At 71.6% G+C, this 15,961-nt stretch carries 10 protein-coding genes and 2 pseudogenes; 8 read left to right on the top strand and 4 right to left on the bottom strand.

Translation table 11 applies throughout. The features are described from left to right. The first annotated feature begins 256 nt into the window (after positions 1-256). Entirely contained in the window at positions 257-1,900 is a 1,644-nt protein-coding gene (locus OG329_RS23465; protein ID WP_405797818.1) for a DNA repair helicase XPB, read from the top strand. On the opposite strand, the gene OG329_RS23460 is transcribed toward OG329_RS23465, so the two are convergent. Both OG329_RS23460 and OG329_RS23455 read right to left on the bottom strand, forming a co-directional pair. Beyond that, positions 1,858-3,105 (bottom strand): glycosyltransferase 87 family protein, encoded by a 1,248-nt coding sequence (locus OG329_RS23460; RefSeq protein WP_405797817.1) that lies wholly within the window; start codon positions 3,103-3,105, stop codon positions 1,858-1,860. The genes OG329_RS23465 and OG329_RS23460 overlap by 43 nt on opposite strands. Before the next feature lie 76 nt (positions 3,106-3,181). Beyond that, the gene (locus OG329_RS23455; protein WP_405797816.1) at positions 3,182-3,397 is read right to left on the bottom strand and encodes a hypothetical protein; all 216 of its coding nucleotides are present in this window, start codon (positions 3,395-3,397) and stop codon (positions 3,182-3,184) included. A gap of 341 nt (positions 3,398-3,738) precedes the next feature. Here OG329_RS23455 and OG329_RS23450 point away from each other — a divergent pair, with 341 nt between their 5' ends. Together OG329_RS23450 and OG329_RS23445 are read left to right on the top strand one after the other, a co-directional pair. Next, complete coding sequence (locus OG329_RS23450; RefSeq protein WP_405797814.1) at positions 3,739-5,886, top strand: HelD family protein; 2,148 nt, start codon at positions 3,739-3,741, stop codon at positions 5,884-5,886. 14 nt (positions 5,887-5,900) lie between these two features. Then, positions 5,901-7,535 (top strand): signal peptidase II, encoded by a 1,635-nt coding sequence (locus OG329_RS23445; RefSeq protein ID WP_405797812.1) that lies wholly within the window; start codon positions 5,901-5,903, stop codon positions 7,533-7,535. A gap of 9 nt (positions 7,536-7,544) precedes the next feature. On the opposite strand, the gene OG329_RS23440 is transcribed toward OG329_RS23445, so the two are convergent. Further along, a complete protein-coding gene (locus OG329_RS23440; RefSeq protein ID WP_405797810.1) occupies positions 7,545-8,249 on the bottom strand; it encodes a copper homeostasis protein CutC in 705 nt (234 codons plus the stop codon). A 176-nt stretch (positions 8,250-8,425) separates the two neighbouring features. After that, a complete protein-coding gene (locus OG329_RS23435) occupies positions 8,426-9,373 on the bottom strand; it encodes a hypothetical protein (protein ID WP_405801979.1) in 948 nt (315 codons plus the stop codon). A gap of 154 nt (positions 9,374-9,527) precedes the next feature. Here OG329_RS23435 and OG329_RS23430 point away from each other — a divergent pair, with 154 nt between their 5' ends. The 5 genes and pseudogenes from OG329_RS23430 to OG329_RS23410 all read left to right on the top strand — a co-directional run bounded on the left by OG329_RS23430 (position 9,528) and on the right by OG329_RS23410 (position 15,911). After that, positions 9,528-11,822: a heavy metal translocating P-type ATPase gene (locus OG329_RS23430; RefSeq protein ID WP_405797808.1), complete on the top strand. Its 2,295-nt coding sequence runs from the start codon at positions 9,528-9,530 to the stop codon at positions 11,820-11,822. Between the two features lie 135 nt (positions 11,823-11,957). After that, positions 11,958-12,800 (top strand): annotated as a pseudogene (locus OG329_RS23425) (ThuA domain-containing protein); the annotation flags it as partial. 47 nt (positions 12,801-12,847) lie between these two features. Next, positions 12,848-13,870, top strand: a pseudogene (locus tag OG329_RS23420) (YihY/virulence factor BrkB family protein); the annotation flags it as partial. A 42-nt stretch (positions 13,871-13,912) separates the two neighbouring features. Continuing rightward, entirely contained in the window at positions 13,913-14,581 is a 669-nt protein-coding gene (locus OG329_RS23415; RefSeq protein WP_405801977.1) for a hypothetical protein, read from the top strand. Positions 14,582-14,678: 97 nt separating this feature from the next. Beyond that, positions 14,679-15,911, top strand: coding sequence for a Cmx/CmrA family chloramphenicol efflux MFS transporter (locus OG329_RS23410; RefSeq protein WP_405801976.1), 1,233 nt, complete (start codon positions 14,679-14,681; stop codon positions 15,909-15,911). Positions 15,912-15,961: the final 50 nt, after the last annotated feature.

Below are 15,961 nucleotides of genomic sequence, written 5' to 3'. Positions count from 1 at the left end.
CCCGGGACCCGGATCGCCCTGATCCGCCACGCGCTCCCGGCTGCCCGGCCCTGGCGGCAACCGCACGCGATCTCGGCGGCCCGCCCGCGATCCGCGAGTTCCTTCAGGCCCTCGTGGACATGCACCGCTGGTGGCCCTGAGGTTCCCCTGCCCCGAAAGCGTCGGCGATGCGCCACACTGGACGTTTGGCCGCAGGACGTGGCCGTTGGCCGTTGGCCGTACGAAGGACGAAGGACGAAGGACGAAGGGCGCGACTGTGAATGGACCTCTCATCGTCCAGAGCGACAAGACGTTGCTGCTGGAGGTGGATCACGAGCAGGCCGACGCCTGCTGGCGGGCCATCGCGCCCTTCGCGGAGCTGGAGCGGGCGCCCGAGCACATCCATACGTACCGGCTGACGCCGCTCGGGCTGTGGAACGCGCGGGCCGCCGGGCACGACGCCGAGCAGGTCGTCGACGCGCTCGTGGCCTTCTCGCGCTACCCCGTGCCGCACGCGCTGCTCGTGGACGTCGCCGAGACCATGGCCAGGTACGGGCGCCTCACCCTGTCCAAGCACCCCACCCACGGGCTCGTGCTGACCAGCACCGACCGGCCGGTGCTCGAGGAGATCCTGCGGTCGAAGAAAGTGCAGCCGCTCGTCGGGACGCGCATCGACGCGGACACCGTCGCCGTGCACCCCTCCGAGCGCGGGCAGATCAAGCAGACGCTGCTCAAGCTGGGCTGGCCGGCCGAGGACCTGGCCGGGTATGTGGACGGCGAGGCGCACGCCATCGAGCTGGACGAGCGTGAGTGGTCGCTGCGCCCGTATCAGAAGCAGGCCGTCGAGGGCTTCTGGCACGGCGGGTCCGGGGTCGTCGTGCTGCCGTGCGGGGCGGGCAAGACGCTCGTCGGCGCGGGCGCGATGGCGCAGGCCAAGGCGACGACGCTGATCCTGGTCACGAACACCGTCTCGGCGAGGCAGTGGAAGCACGAGCTGATCAGGCGGACGTCGCTGACCGAGGAGGAGATCGGCGAGTACAGCGGTACGCGCAAGGAGATCCGCCCGGTCACGATCGCGACGTACCAGGTCCTCACGGTGCGCCGTAAGGGCGTCTATCCGCATCTGGAGCTGTTCGACTCCCGCGACTGGGGGCTGATCGTCTACGACGAGGTGCATCTGCTGCCCGCGCCCGTCTTCAAGTTCACCGCCGACCTCCAGGCGCGGCGCCGGCTGGGGCTGACGGCCACGCTCGTACGGGAGGACGGCCGCGAGTCGGACGTGTTCTCGCTCATCGGGCCCAAGCGCTTCGACGCGCCGTGGAAGGAGATCGAGGCGCAGGGCTACATCGCGCCCGCGGACTGTGTCGAGGTACGGGTCAATCTGACCGACAGCGAGCGCCTGGCGTACGCGACGGCCGAGCAGGAGGAGAAGTACCGCTACTGCGCGACGACGGCGACGAAGCGCAAGGTCACGGAGGCGCTGGTCCGTAAGCACAAGGGCGAGCAGACGCTGGTCATCGGCCAGTACATCGACCAGCTCGACGAGCTGGGCGAGCATCTGGACGCCCCGGTGATCAAGGGCGAGACGAGCAACGCGCAGCGGGAGAAGCTGTTCGAGGCGTTCCGGCAGGGCGAGATCTCGGTGCTCGTCGTGTCGAAGGTCGCGAACTTCTCGATCGATCTGCCGGAGGCGACGGTCGCCATCCAGGTGTCGGGCACGTTCGGCTCCCGGCAGGAGGAGGCGCAGCGGCTGGGGCGGGTGCTGCGTCCGAAGGCGGACGGTCACGAGGCGCGCTTCTACTCGGTGGTGGCCCGCGACACGATCGACCAGGACTTCGCGGCGCACCGCCAGCGCTTCCTCGCGGAGCAGGGGTACGCCTACCGCATCGTGGACGCCGACGAGTTGCTGGCCGGCAACTGAGCCGGGAGGGGAGGGAGCGGCGGGAGCCGGAGGGCCGTCGCGGGCTGCCGGGTGATCGTACGGTGGCGGTGACGGTGGCGGTACGCCGCGTACGCGAGGACGGCCAGGACCGTGAGCGCCAGCAGCGGGTACGGGGACGCCAACATCTGCTGCCACCAGGGCAGTTGAAGCTCAGCCCCGCCCTCGCGCGGTACGAGACGCAAGGTGCGCGCCGCGAAGACCAGCGCGACCGCCGACGCCGTACGCCAGCGGCCCTCCGCCAGCAGCACGGCCAGCAGCGGCACGCACCACACCCACTGGTGGGACCAACTGACCGGCGAGACGAGCAGCGCGGTCAGCGCGACGGCCAGGACACCCCACGTCTCATGTCCCGCCCGCAGGACGGCCCTTCGCGCCAGCCACAGACCGGCGAACGTGACGCCGACGCACGCCAGCGCCCAGCCGACGCCCGGCTCGGGCGTGTGCAGCGCGCGGGCGAACAGCCCTTGCAGCGACTGGTTGTCGGCGCTCCACCCCGCGCCCGGACCGCCGGTCTCGAAGACCCGTAGCGTCCAGAAGTCGAGGCTGGCCCGTGGGAGGACGAGGGCGCCGAGCAGCATCGTGCCGATGAGCGACGCGAGGGCGGTGAGCCCCGCGCGTACGCCGCCGGGCCGGCCCGTCAGCAGCAGATAGGCGATGAACAGGGCGGGGGTCAGCTCGACGCCTGCCGCGATGCCGAGGGCGAAGCCCTTGCCGAGCGCGTGGTCGGGGCGGGTCAGGTCCCACAGGACGAGGCAGGTCAGCGCGAGGCTGATCTCCCCCTGGAGGACCGTCCGGAAGACCGGTTCGAGCCACAGCGCGAGGGCGACACACAGCACGACGAGCACGACGGGGGCAGGGCGCCCCCCTGCGGGGCGTCCCCCGGCGAACCGCCAGGACAGCCGGACGAGAAGGGCGAGAAGCAGCACGTTGCCCGCGACGACGACCGCCTTGAGCGTGGCCACCGGCAGCCAGGTGGCCGGGACGAACAGGATCGCCGCGAACGGGGGCGAAGTGGCGGGCAGTCGCCACTCGGTGACCGCGAAGCGTTCGGCCACGGGGATCGGCCGGGCGAGCAGGGCGTACTGCGCCGGGCAGAGCGCGGTCAGTGCGATGAGTGCCGTCAGCGACAGGGCGAGTGCGCCAACTGCGAGGAGTGACCGGACAGTCACGGTCGGGTGCGTCACGGCCGCGAGACTAGCCGATCAGCTCGCAGGCGCGGACGCCTGACGGTACGGACCCTGCGGACGTACGTGCTCGGTGTCAGCGCATGATGCCCGCCTCCTCCCCGTACTCCCCGAGGACGGCCACGCTGAACGCGGCGGCCACGAAGACCTTGACGGCCCGCAGCGCGTTCCCGACAGGGTGTGGCGCGTGGGAGTCCGAGCCGGCGTGAGGGGCGGAACCGAGCGCCGTCGCCCCGCTGCGCGGCGGGCCGACGTGCACGGACTGGACCGGGGTGAACGTCGCTGTACTCATACATCAATGGTGCGTCTTCAGCGACCGCAGCACATCGCTCCGCAGGGGGAATCAGCGGGGCCGTTTCCTACGCCTCCGGGGATACGGCATCCCCTACGGGGACTACGGCCCCGCCCCTGACCGCTACCAGGGGATGAGCACCTCGCGATAAACCCGTTCGCCCCGCCGCCGCCCGCTGACTACACTCGCTCTCTTCCCCCGCCTCCCTCCGAGGAGCGCCGCCGCCCGGTCGGAAACCGGCCGGCTGCCCTGACGTGATCCACCGCCGACAACCGGTCCACCGCCACCCCGCCCCCACCGGGTCGCGGCCCGTCGGCCTGCGTACATCCGGAGGCACCACCGTGTCCGCGCACGACCCCGCACCGACAGAAACCACCGGCGCAGAAACCACCGGCGCAGAAACCGATCCGCTCGCCCGCGAGCGCGCCCACCTCGGCGCATCCCGCGCCGCCCTGCGCTCGATGCGCGAGGACGTCCAGGCCCTCGACATCCGCGACGTGACGGCGAACTGGGTCAACGCCGCCGTCCTCGAATCGCAGATCGAGGAACGCGTCAAGGCGCTCGCCGACCTCTCCCACACCCCGCTCTTCTTCGGCCGCCTCGACTACACGCACGCGGTCGGCGCCGACGAGGCCGAGGGCGCCGAGGGCGAGCGCTTCTACATCGGCCGACGCCATGTCCACGACGCCGACGGCGACCCGATGGTCATCGACTGGCGCGCCCCCGTCTCGCAAGCCTTCTACCAGGCATCCAAGAAGAACCCGCTGGACATCTCCCTGCGCCGCCGCTTCGGCTACACGGCCGGCGAGCTGACCGCGTACGAGGACGAACACCTCTCCGACCCGATCGACCCGACCGACCCGACAGACACGGCCCACACCAGCAAGCTCCTCCAGGCCGAGATCGAGCGCCCGCGCGTCGGCCCCATGCGCGACATCGTCGCGACGATCCAGCCCGAGCAGGACGAGATCGTCCGCTCCGGGCTCGGCGGCTCCGTCTGCGTCCAGGGCGGCCCCGGCACCGGAAAGACGGCGGTGGGCCTGCACCGGGTGGCGTATCTGCTGTACGCGCACCGCGAGCGGCTGGCCCGTACCGGCACGCTGGTCATCGGACCGAACGCGTCCTTCCTCCACTACATCGAGCAAGTGCTGCCCGCGCTGGGCGAGTTGGAGGTCAAGCAGGCGACCGTCGACGAGCTGGTGGCGTCGGCGCCGGGCCAGGTGCGGGTGCAGGGCGTGGACAGCGCGGCGACGGCGGTCGTGAAGGGCGACGCCCGGATGGCACAGGTGCTGCGCCGGGCGGTCCGTTCGCATGTCACGCTGCCGACGGAGCCGGTGATGGTGGTGCGCGGCTCCCGGCGCTGGCGGGTACCGGCGTACGAACTCGAGGAGCTGGTACGGGAGTTGCTGGACCGCGACATCCGCTACGGCGCCGCGCACGACGCCCTGCCGCAGCGCATCGCGCACGCCGTGCTCGTACAGATGGAGCGATCCGGCGAGGCCCCCGACGACCGGGTGCAGGACGCGGTGGCCCGTAACCCCGCCGTGAAGGCGGCCGTCAAGGCGATGTGGCCCGCCGTCGACCCGGCGAAGCTGGTGCTGCGGCTGCTCTCCGACGCGGACTTCCTCGCCGAGCACGCGGCGGGGCTGCTGACGGACGACGAGCAGAAGCTGCTGCTGTGGACGAAGCCGCCGCGCGGCCTGAAGGCGGCGAAGTGGTCGTCGGCGGACGCGGTGCTGATCGACGAGGCGAACGACCTGGTGTCCCGTACGCACTCGCTCGGCCACGTCGTCCTGGACGAGGCGCAGGACCTGTCGCCCATGCAGTACCGGGCGGTGGGGCGGCGCTGCTCGACCGGCTCGGCGACGGTGCTCGGTGACCTCGCGCAGGGCACCACGCCCTGGGCGACGGCGAGTTGGGCGGACGCGCTGGCGCATCTGGGCAAGCCGGACGCGGTGGTGGAGGAGCTGACGGCCGGTTTCCGCGTACCGCGCGAGGTGATCGCCTACGCGTCGCGCCTGCTGCCCGCGATCTCGCCGGGGCTGACGGAGGTGGCGTCGGTACGTGAGTCGCCGGGGTCGCTGGCGGTACGCGCGGTGGGCCCGGCGGACGCGGACGCGGCGGTCGTCGGCGCGTGCGTGGAGTCGCTGCGCCACGAGGGCTCGATCGGCCTGATCGCGGCGGACGCCCGTATCCCGGCCCTGGCCGCCGCGCTGTCGGCGGCGGACCTGCCGTACCTCTCCCCGGGCGAGGAGACGACGGCGGACGCCCGACTCACCCTGGTCCCCGCGTCGCTGGCGAAGGGCCTGGAGTACGACTACGTGGTCCTGGACGAGCCGTCGACGCTGGTAGCGGCCGAACCGGACGAGCGCACGGGCCTGCGCCGCCTGTACGTGGCACTGACCCGCGCGGTCTCGGGCCTGACCGTGATCCACAGCTCGCCGCTGCCGCCCCAGTTGGACACGGCGTGGGCGGGGCCGACCGGGTAGGCGACACTGTCCAGGTGAACTCGAACGATGAGCCCGAGGCGAAGACGGCGACGGCGACGACGGCGGGGACGGAACCGGTCGGCCCGGGGTCGGCCGCCCCTGACGCGTCGGCCCCGGACGCGCGCCACGTGGCTGAGGCCGTGGCGGCAGCCCGTACGGCCACGGGCCCGGCAGCCGCCGACGCTGCCGCGGGCGGGAGCGGTACGACCGTGGCCGGCGCGGTCCCCGCGACCGGAGTCGCCGGGACGGCGTCGGTCCCGGCTGAGACTGCCGCCACAGGCGGGAGCGAGGCAGGCGCCACCGCCGACGCGGACACGCCGACCGCAACCGAAGCGGCCGGTACGGCCGACACAGCGGACGCCTCGGCCTCACTCGGCGCCGACGCGCGCCAAGTAATCGCTACGGCTGCCGCAGGCACCCCCGGCAGGGCCGCTACAGCCCAAGCCGGTGCGGGCGGCGAAGCCGCCGCAGGCGGGAGCGAGACGGCCGACGCCGCAGAGGCGGCCAGTGCTGCCGAAGCTGGTGTGGTCAGCGCGACCGCCGACACCGACACGTCGGCCCAAGCCGAGCCGACCGCCGCAACCGCCGCCGCAGGCGAGCCGGCCGGTACGGCCGAAACCGACGCCGCCCCCACGACCGCCGCGTCGGCAGCCCGTACGCCCACGGCCACGGGCCCGGCAGCCGCCGACGCGGACACTGCCGCGGGCGGGAGCGGTACGACCGTGGCCGGCGCGGGCAGCGCGACGGGAATCGCCGGGACAGCCGCGACCGCAGATGCCGACACGTCGGTCCCAGCAGAGACCGCCACCGCAGGCGGGAGCGAGCCGACCGGTACGGCTGAGCCGACCACCGCAGGCGAGCCGGCCGGTACGGCCGAAACCGACGCAGTCCACGCGACCGCCGCGTCGGCAGCCCGTACGCCCACGGCCACGGGCCCGGCAGCCGCCGACGCGGACACTGCCGCGGGCGGGAGCGGTACGACCGTGGCCGGCGCGGGCAGCGCGACGGGAATCGCCGGGACAGCCGCGACCGCAGATGCCGACACGTCGGTCCCAGCAGAGACCGCCACCGCAGGCGGGAGCGAGCCGGCCGCCGCAGGCGAACCGACCGGTACGGCTGAGCCGGCCGCCGACGCCGCCGGCCACGGCGGCCCCGCTCCCACCCACCGCCTCTTCTGGTCCGCTCTCGTCGTCGCCCTCGGGCTTCTGCTCGTCGACCAGGTGTCCAAGTGGTGGGCCGTCAGCGCGTTGGGGGACTCCGAGTCCATCGATGTCGTCGGCGACGTCATCCGCTTCTGGCTCGTCTACAACCCCGGCGCCGCCTTCTCCATGGGCACCGGCGTGACCTGGATCTTCACCGTCTTCGCCGGTGTCGCCGTGGTGGCCGTCGCCTGGTACGCGTGGCGCGTGCGGTCCACCCCGTGGGCGTACGCGCTCGGGCTGCTCCTCGGCGGTGCCACCTCACACTTCGGTGACCGGCTCCTGCGTGAGCCCGGTTTCGGGCGCGGGCACGTGGTCGACTTCATCGACTACGCGGGCTTCTTCGTCGGCAACGTCGCCGACATCGGGATCTTCGCGGGGGCCGTGACCATCGTGGTGCTCTCGTTCAGGGGCATAGAGCCTGTCCGGCCCACCACACCGGCGGAGTGAGTGACCCGGCTACCCGTCGATCGCCTCTCGCCACTCCCGTACCGTCCCCTCGTCCACCGGCGCCCCCCAGCCGTTCGGCCGCGCCGCGCCGCCGATGTGGAAGGCGTTCAGGCCGCCCGCGCGCAGGCGGGGCAGGTGGTCCAGCCGCAGGCCGCCGCCGACGAGGAGTTGGGGGCCGTAACCCGGTTCGCCACGGGCGGCGGACTCCGCCTCCGCCAGCAGGACCGGGATGCCCGCGTCGACCCCGTTCGCCGAACCCGCCGTGAGGTACGTGTCCAGGCCCGGCAGCTCCGCGAGCTGCTTGCGCAGCGCGTCGCGGTCGGCCGCGCGGTCGATCGCCCGGTGGAACGTCCAGCGGCAGGGGTCCAGCTCGGAGACGAGCCGTTCGACCGTGACGAGGTCCACATTGCCGGCGATGTCGAGGAAGCCGAGTACGAACTCGTCGGCGCCCTCGACCCGCATGGCGTCCACGGACGCCACCAGCACGTCCACCTCTTCCGGTGAACCCGCCGCGAACCCGTCCTGGAGCCTGAGCATCACGCGCAGCGAGATGTCGACGGAGGCACGGATCTTGGCGAAGGTCTCGACCGCCGGGGTGAGACCGTCCGCCGCCATGTCGGTGACCAGCTCAAGCCGGTCCGCCCCGCCCGCCTGGGCCGCGACGGCGTCCTCGGCGTTGAGGGCGATCACCTCCAGGACTGCGCGCTTGCTCATGGGAACCCATTTCCGTTCGGGAGTTCGGGAGGCTGGTTAGCCGGGCCAGGACGTCGGGCCGGCCGGTCGGCGGTCGGCCCGCTACGGACTTATAGGTCTAGTCCAATAGCCAGCCTACGATGCCGCACGGCGCGTCCGCATCACCAAACCTCCAGCACACCACACACCCGCACACATCAGTGCCCCTGCGCCCCCACGGTGAAGGCCGCCGTCCGGACCTTCCCCTCGTGCTTGAAGTCGAAGAACAGCCGGTACGAGCCGTCGCTGGGCGCCGTCGCCCCGAAGGACACCTTCGCGCCCGACCGGCCGTCCGGGTGGACGTGCAGGTAGGCGAGGTCTCCGGCGCGCAGGGCGACGAGGTGGCCGTACGCCCCCAGGTAGGGCTGGAGGTCGTTGACGGGCTTCCCGTCCTTGCTGACGCTCAGTTTCAGCGCGCTCGCCTTGCCGGGGGTCAGGGCGCCGTCGAGGGCGACCTGGTAGCCGTCGACGTCGGAGGTGGCGCGTACGGGCGGGAGATCGGACGGTTCGTACGGCCCCGATACGGCGAGGTCCGCGCCCAGTGTGAGGTTCGTCGCTGTGGCCGCGTGACCGCCCTCCGCGTGGGCACCGCCCTCCTCGGCGGCCCCACCCTTCCCGCTCGGCGTGAAGTCGGCGAAGACCCGATAGTCGCCCGCCTTGGGCAGGTCGACGGGGATGGACCAGACACCGTCGGCCGCCCGCGTCGGGTGCAGATGACGGAAGACAGTCAGATCGCGCGAGGCGACGATGAAGTGCAGCTCCTTCTCGTGCTCGCGCTCGTACGAGGTGAGATTGCGGTCGTGCTCGTCCTTGATCGAGAACTTCAGGTCCGTACGGGCCCCGGCCGCGATCGCGGTCTTCTCCACATCGAGGCGGTAGCCGCCGTCGGAGATCTGGAGCCCGCCTGCGGGCAGCTTCGCCACGCCCTGCCCCTCCCCCTTCTCCTCCGTCCCCGCGCCCGCGCCCGCGTCGTGCGCCTTCTCATGCTGCGCGGGCGGCGGCTTCTTCGCGACCACGGGGTCAGTCCCCGCCCCCACGCCGTACGCGACGCCGAACGTCGCGGCGAGCGCGGCGGCGTACGCGGTGATCCTGACTCCGGTGTTCACGTTGATGCTCATACCCTGAAGATACCCCCCTGGGGTATAAAGTCAAGCGAGGAACTACTCTTGCTTCCGATAGGGGCGAGGGGTATACATGGAGCGAGAGGGAGATACCCCCCTAGGGTATTTGCCGGACGCAACGCAGAGGAGAAGGCCAGTCATGAGCACCACACCGGCACCAGCAACCGACACACCCGTCAAGGTCGACGTCGAGCTCGCCATCGGTGGCATGACCTGCGCCTCGTGCGCGGCCCGTATCGAGAAGAAGCTCAACCGGATGGACGGTGTCGAGGCGACCGTCAACTACGCCACGGAGAAGGCCAAGGTCAGCTACGCGCAGGGCGACCTCTCCGTACAGGACCTGATCGCCACCGTCGAGAAGACCGGTTACACCGCCGCCGAGCCACCCCCGCCCCAACCGGCAGGCGGCGCGCACGCAGGCCCCGCGACGGCGGCGGACACCCGTCCCGACGACGGGCTGCGCACCCTGCGGCAGCGGTTGATCACCGCCGTCGTCCTCGCCGTCCCCGTCATCGCGATGGCGATGATCCCGGCCCTGCAGTTCGAGTACTGGCAGTGGCTCTCCCTCACCCTCGCCGCACCCGTCGTCGTCTACGCCGCGTGGCCCTTCCACCGGGCGGCGTGGACCAACGCGAAGCACGGCGCGGCGACGATGGACACGCTCATCTCGGTCGGTACGTCGGCCGCGTTCGCGTGGTCGTTGTGGGCGCTGTTCTTCGGTACGGCGGGCATGCCCGGAATGACCCACCCCTTCGAGCTGACCATCGCGCGCAGTGACGGCGCGGGGAACATCTACCTCGAAGCGGCAGCCGGCGTCACCGCGTTCATCCTGGCCGGGCGGTATTTCGAGGCCCGTTCCAAGCGGAAGGCGGGCGCCGCGCTCAAGGCGCTGATGGCGCTGGGCGCGAAGGAAGTCACCGTCCTGCGGGACGGCCGTGAAGTGACGCTCCCCACTGGCGAGTTGGTCGTGGGCGACAGGTTCGTCGTACGGCCCGGGGAGAAGGTCGCCACCGACGGAACGGTGGTCGAGGGCACCTCGGCCGTCGACGCCTCGATGCTGACGGGTGAGTCCGTACCGGTCGAGGTCGGGCCCGGTGACAGCGTCACCGGGGCGACCCTCAACGCGGGTGGGCGGCTGGTCGTCGAGGCCACCCGGATCGGCTCCGACACCCAACTGGCCCGCATGGCCCGCATGGTGGAGGACGCGCAGAACGGCAAGGCCGCCGCCCAGCGCCTCGCCGACAAGATCTCCGCCGTGTTCGTGCCCGTGGTCATCGCACTGGCGCTCGGCACCCTGGGGTTCTGGCTGGGCAACGGATCGGGGCTGACGGCCGCGTTCACGGCAGCCGTCGCCGTACTGATCATCGCCTGCCCCTGCGCCCTGGGGCTCGCCACGCCGACCGCGCTCATGGTCGGTACGGGGCGCGGCGCGCAGCTCGGCATCCTCATCAAGGGTCCCGAGGTGCTGGAGTCGACCCGCAAGGTCGACACGATCGTCCTGGACAAGACCGGCACCGTCACCACCGGCCGGATGACGCTCCTCGCCGCGCACACCGCGCCGGACACCGGCAGCGACGAACTGCTGCGCCTCGCGGGCGCGTTGGAGCACGCCTCCGAGCACCCCATCGCCCGCGCGATCGCCGCCGGGGCCACCGAGCGGACCGGCACCCTCCCCACCCCCGAGGACTTCGCGAACATCCCGGGCCTCGGCGTCCAGGGGATCGTGGAGGGCCACGCCGTCCTGGTGGGGCGTACGAAGCTGCTCGCCGAGTGGGAGATCCACCTCCCGCAGGAGTTGGCGGACAGGAAGGACGAGGCGCAGAAGCAGGGCCGTACCGTCGTCGCGGTCGCCTGGGACGGAAAGGCGCGCGGCATCCTGGAAGTCGCCGACGCCGTCAAGGACACCAGCACCGAGGCCATCCGGCGGCTGCGCGGCCTCGGCCTGACCCCGATCCTCCTGACCGGCGACAACAAGGCCGTCGCCGAAGCGGTCGCGAAGGAGGTCGGGATCCACGCCGGTGACGTGTTCGCGGAGGTCATGCCGCAGGACAAGGTCGACGTCGTCAAGCGCCTCCAGGCGGAGGGCAAGTCGGTCGCGATGGTCGGGGACGGGGTCAACGACGCCGCCGCCCTCGCCCAGGCCGACCTCGGTCTCGCCATGGGCACCGGCACGGACGCCGCCATCGAGGCCGGCGATCTCACGCTGGTCACCGGTGACCTGCGCGCCGCCGCCGATGCCATCCGGCTCTCCCGCCGGACCCTGGGCACCATCAAGGGCAACCTGTTCTGGGCGTTCGGCTACAACGTCGCGGCGCTTCCGCTCGCGGCGGCCGGGCTCCTCAACCCGATGATCGCGGGTGCGGCGATGGCCTTCTCCTCGGTCTTCGTCGTCGGCAACTCGCTGCGGCTGCGCGGCTTCAAGGCGAGTGTCTGAGCGAGTTCCAAACCTGGTCCAGACCAGAGCCTTGACAGGGTGGCGCTTCACTTCTTAGATCGAAGAAGTGAAGCGCTTTCTGTCGCTTTCTGCTTGTCATATGCATGGCAACCCCCACCAGGAAGGGATCGCCACGTGCTCACCCGGAAACGTTCCACGCACCACCCACTCCGTCTGTTCCTGCTGCTCGCCGTCCTGCTCGGCCTCGCCGCGACACCCACCACCGGCCGCGTCGCGTCGGCCACTCCGCAGACCACTCAGCAGGCCGCGGACTTCAAGGTCCTCGCCTTCTACAGCGGCACCTGGGACGCCGCGCACATCAACTTCGTACAAGAGGCGAACAAGTGGTTCCCGCAGACCGCCGCCGCGAACAACTTCTCGTACGAGTCGACCAACAACTGGAACAGGCTGACCGGCAGCGGCCTCGATGGCGTCGACGTCGTCCTGTTCCTCGACAACCTGCCGCAGAACGCCGCCCAGCGCTCGGCCTTCGAGCAGTACATGCGTAACGGCGGCGGCTGGATGGGCTTCCACGTCTCCGCCTTCACGACGGGCGCCCAGCAGTGGCCCTGGTACCACAACGAGTTCCTGGGCAGCGGAAACTTCAAGTCCAACACCTGGGGCCCGACCACCGCCAAGCTGAAGACCGAGAACGCCTCGCACCCGGCGCTCGCCGGCATTCCGGCGACCTTCACGTCCCCGGTCAGCGAGTGGTATAGCTGGTCCAACAATCTCCGGTCGAACCCCGCCATCAAGGTCCTGGCCTCGGTCGACCAGTCGAGCTTCCCGCTCGGCACGGACCCCAACCAGTCCTGGTACAGCGGGGATTACCCCATCCTGTGGACCAACAGCAACTACAAGATGCTGTACGCGAACTTCGGCCACAACGCCATGAATTACGACACCAACACCGGCCTGTCGTCCACGTTCGACAGCGCGACGCAGAACCGCTTCGTGGTCAACGGCCTGAAGTGGCTGGCCGCGCAGTGAGCCAGTGAGCCGTTGAGCGCTCGGGTCGTACCGTCGTGACGGTACGACCCGAACCACCGGCCTCCCCCAACTCCGCGACTCCGCAGGGCACCCTGAACCTTGAGACCAAGCTCAGGACGGCCGCAGCCCGGCCGTACAGCCCACCGAACGGGGAGACGAGAGTGCCCAAGCCCCGCCCGGCACGCGCCCCGGCCCGCACCCCCGCACACCACTGGTGGCACCCGCGCCCGCACCCGCGCCGACCGCGCGCCGTGCGCGCGGGCCGTCGCGCCGCCGGCGCGCTCCGCCGTACCCCGGTCGCGCTGTGGCGGGACGACGCCACCGACTCGGCCGCCGCCCTCACGTACTACACGGTCCTGGCGATCGTCCCGGCTCTCCTGGTGACCGTGGCCGCCATCGGACTCGCGGGCTCCGAGGCGTCCAACGAACTGGCGACCGAGATCACCGCGCTCGTCCCCGCCCAGTCGCGGCAGCTCATCCATGAGGCGCTGAACCAGATGACGCACCAGCGCACCGCGGCCTGGCTGCTGACGATCTTCGGCACGGTCGGCGCGCTCTGGTCCTCCTCCAGCTATCTCAGCGTCTTCCGGCGGGCGCTGCACCGCATGAACGGCGCCGTCGACCACCACACGCCCTGGCGCAAGGCCCCGCGCATCGTGATCACGGCGTGCGCGCTGCTCGCGCTCCTCGTCACGAGCGCGTTCACGCTGGTGCTGACCGGCGACGCGATCCGCCGGATCGCTCCGCTGCTGGGCGTCGGGAGTACGGCAAGCGTGGTGTGGTCGGTGCTGAAGTGGCCGTTGTTGCTGGCGCTCGCGGCGGTGCTCGTCCTCATCGTGTTCCGTACGGGCCCACCCGGCACCCGGCATCTGCGCAAGGCGCTCCCCGGCGGGGTGCTCGCCGTGCTGCTGTGGCTGCTGATGTCGGCGGGATTCGCGCTGTACGCGGCCCACTCGGGGACGTACAGCCGGCTCTACGGCTCGCTCGCGGGCAGCGTCGTCTTTCTCGTCTGGCTGTGGCTGTCGAATCTGTCGCTGGTGGCCGGCGCCCAGTTCAACGCGGAGCTGGCCGCCGGGCCGAGGGCTCTAAGCTCTCCCTCCATGTCAGCTCACGACGCGCTGCGCAGCCGCTGGCTGCGCACCATGGACGCGGTCCGCAACGGCGAGACCGCCCCCAACGCGCCTCCCGCCCCGCTCCCCGACCCCCTCCCCTACGCCGAAAACCTCATGGCCCGCTGGGCCGAGCCCCAGCGCCGCTACCACACCACTGATCACCTCCTCGCCGTCCTGGACCACATCGACACGCTCGCCGCGTACGCGGAGGACCCCGAAGCCGTACGCCTCGCCGCCTGGTTCCACGACGCGATCTACCGCCCCGACCGCTCCGAGAACGAGGAGCGCAGCGCCGTCCTGGCGATCCGCGCGCTCACCGAGGCGGGCGTACCTGCCGCTGTCACGGACGAGGTCGCCCGTCTCGTCCGCCTCACCGTCACCCACGACCCGGCGCCCGGCGACAGCAACGGCGAGGTGCTGTGTGACGCGGATCTCGCCGTCCTGGCGGGCGCCCCGGAGGCGTACGAGGCGTACACACGCGCTGTACGGGAGGAGTACGGCTTCGTCCCGGACGACGCCTTCCGGGCGGGCCGGGCGGCCGTACTGCGCCAACTCCTCGACCTGGAAAGGCTGTTCCGCACGCCGCACGGTGCGGCGGTGTGGGAGGCGCGGGCCCGCGCGAATCTCACGGCCGAGCTGGAAAGTCTCAGCGACTGACAAAAGTAGCCAAGAGTGGCCAGGAATGGTGACGTGGGGGCCGGTGGTTGTACGGGCCATGCCTCACTCCGCTCCCGTCGCGCCCGACCGCGCCCGAATGCCGCTCGCCGTCTACATACTCGGGCTGTCCGTCTTCGCCCTCGGGACCAGCGAGTTCATGCTGTCCGGGCTGCTGCCGCCGATCGCCGACGACATGGATGTCACCATCCCGCAGGCCGGTCTGCTGATATCCGCCTTCGCGATCGGCATGGTGGTCGGCGCCCCGCTGCTGGCCGTGGCGACGCTGCGGCTGCCGCGCCGTACGACGCTCATCGCGCTGATCTCCGTCTTCGGCCTCGGCCAGGTCGCGGGCGCGCTGGCGCCCAACTACGAGGTGCTGTTCGTCTCACGCGTCGTCAGCGCGTTCGCGTGCGCGGGCTTCTGGGCGGTCGGCGCCTCGGTCGCGATCGCGATGGTGCCGCGCACGGCGCGCGCCCGCGCGTTGGCCGTGATGATCGGCGGGCTGTCGATCGCGAACGTGCTCGGGGTGCCGGCGGGGGCGTTCCTCGGTACGCATCTGGGCTGGCGTTCCGCGTTCTGGGCGGTCGGCGCGGCGTCGGCGGTCGCGCTGGTCGGTGTCGCGACGCTGATCCCGCGCATCCCGCTGCCGGAGCGGAAGCCGGAGCTACGGCGCGAGCTGCTGATCTACCGCGACCGCCAGGTCTGGCTCGCGATCGCGATCACGGCGCTCGCGGCGGGCGGGGTCTTCTGCGCGTTCTCCTATCTGGCGCCGCTGCTGACGGACGTGGCCGGTCTCGACGAGGGCTGGGTCCCTTCGGTGCTCGGGCTGTTCGGCGTCGGCGCGCTGATCGGTACGGTGATCGGCGGCCGGGTCGCGGACGCGCACCTCTTCGGGGTGCTGCTGAGCGGGGTCGTGGCGTCGACGGTTTTCCTGGCCGCGCTGGCGCTTCTCGCGTCGAGCGCGGTGGCGGTGGTGGCGCTGTCGCTGCTGCTCGGCTTCTCGGCGTTCTTCACGGCGCCGGCGCTGAACGCCCGGATGTTCAACGTGGCGGCGGCGGCCCCGATCCTGGCGGGCGCGACGGCGACGTCGGCGTTCAACCTGGGCAACACGGGCGGCCCGTGGCTGGGCGGCACGGTGATCGACGCGGGCTTCGGCTTCGCCTCGACGGCGTGGGCGGGGGCGGCGATGACGGTGGTCGCGGTGGGCCTGGTGACGCTGGCGATGCGCCACCAGCGGACGGGCACGACGCGGGTGATCGCGACGGGCGCGACGGACGCGAATCAAGCCCGCCCGGCGATTGAGGACACCCACCCACAGCCCACACCGTGAGACAACCCGGCCACCTCCAGCCCACCCGCCGATCGAGGGCGCCGTTCCAA

The organism is Streptomyces sp. NBC_01506, from assembly GCF_045040295.1.
Lineage (GTDB): Bacteria > Actinomycetota > Actinomycetes > Streptomycetales > Streptomycetaceae > Streptomyces.
This window is presented reverse-complemented; position numbering and strand designations above follow the sequence as displayed.

Coding starts and splice junctions, on each gene's coding strand:
- OG329_RS23440 (WP_405797810.1), bottom strand. CDS start 8,249: ATGAGCAAGCGCGCAGTCCTGGAGGTGATCGCCCTCAACGCCGAGGAC.
- OG329_RS23415 (WP_405801977.1), top strand. CDS start 13,913: ATGTCAGCTCACGACGCGCTGCGCAGCCGCTGGCTGCGCACCATGGAC.
- OG329_RS23455 (WP_405797816.1), bottom strand. CDS start 3,397: ATGAGTACAGCGACGTTCACCCCGGTCCAGTCCGTGCACGTCGGCCCG.
- OG329_RS23410 (WP_405801976.1), top strand. CDS start 14,679: ATGCCGCTCGCCGTCTACATACTCGGGCTGTCCGTCTTCGCCCTCGGG.
- OG329_RS23430 (WP_405797808.1), top strand. CDS start 9,528: ATGAGCACCACACCGGCACCAGCAACCGACACACCCGTCAAGGTCGAC.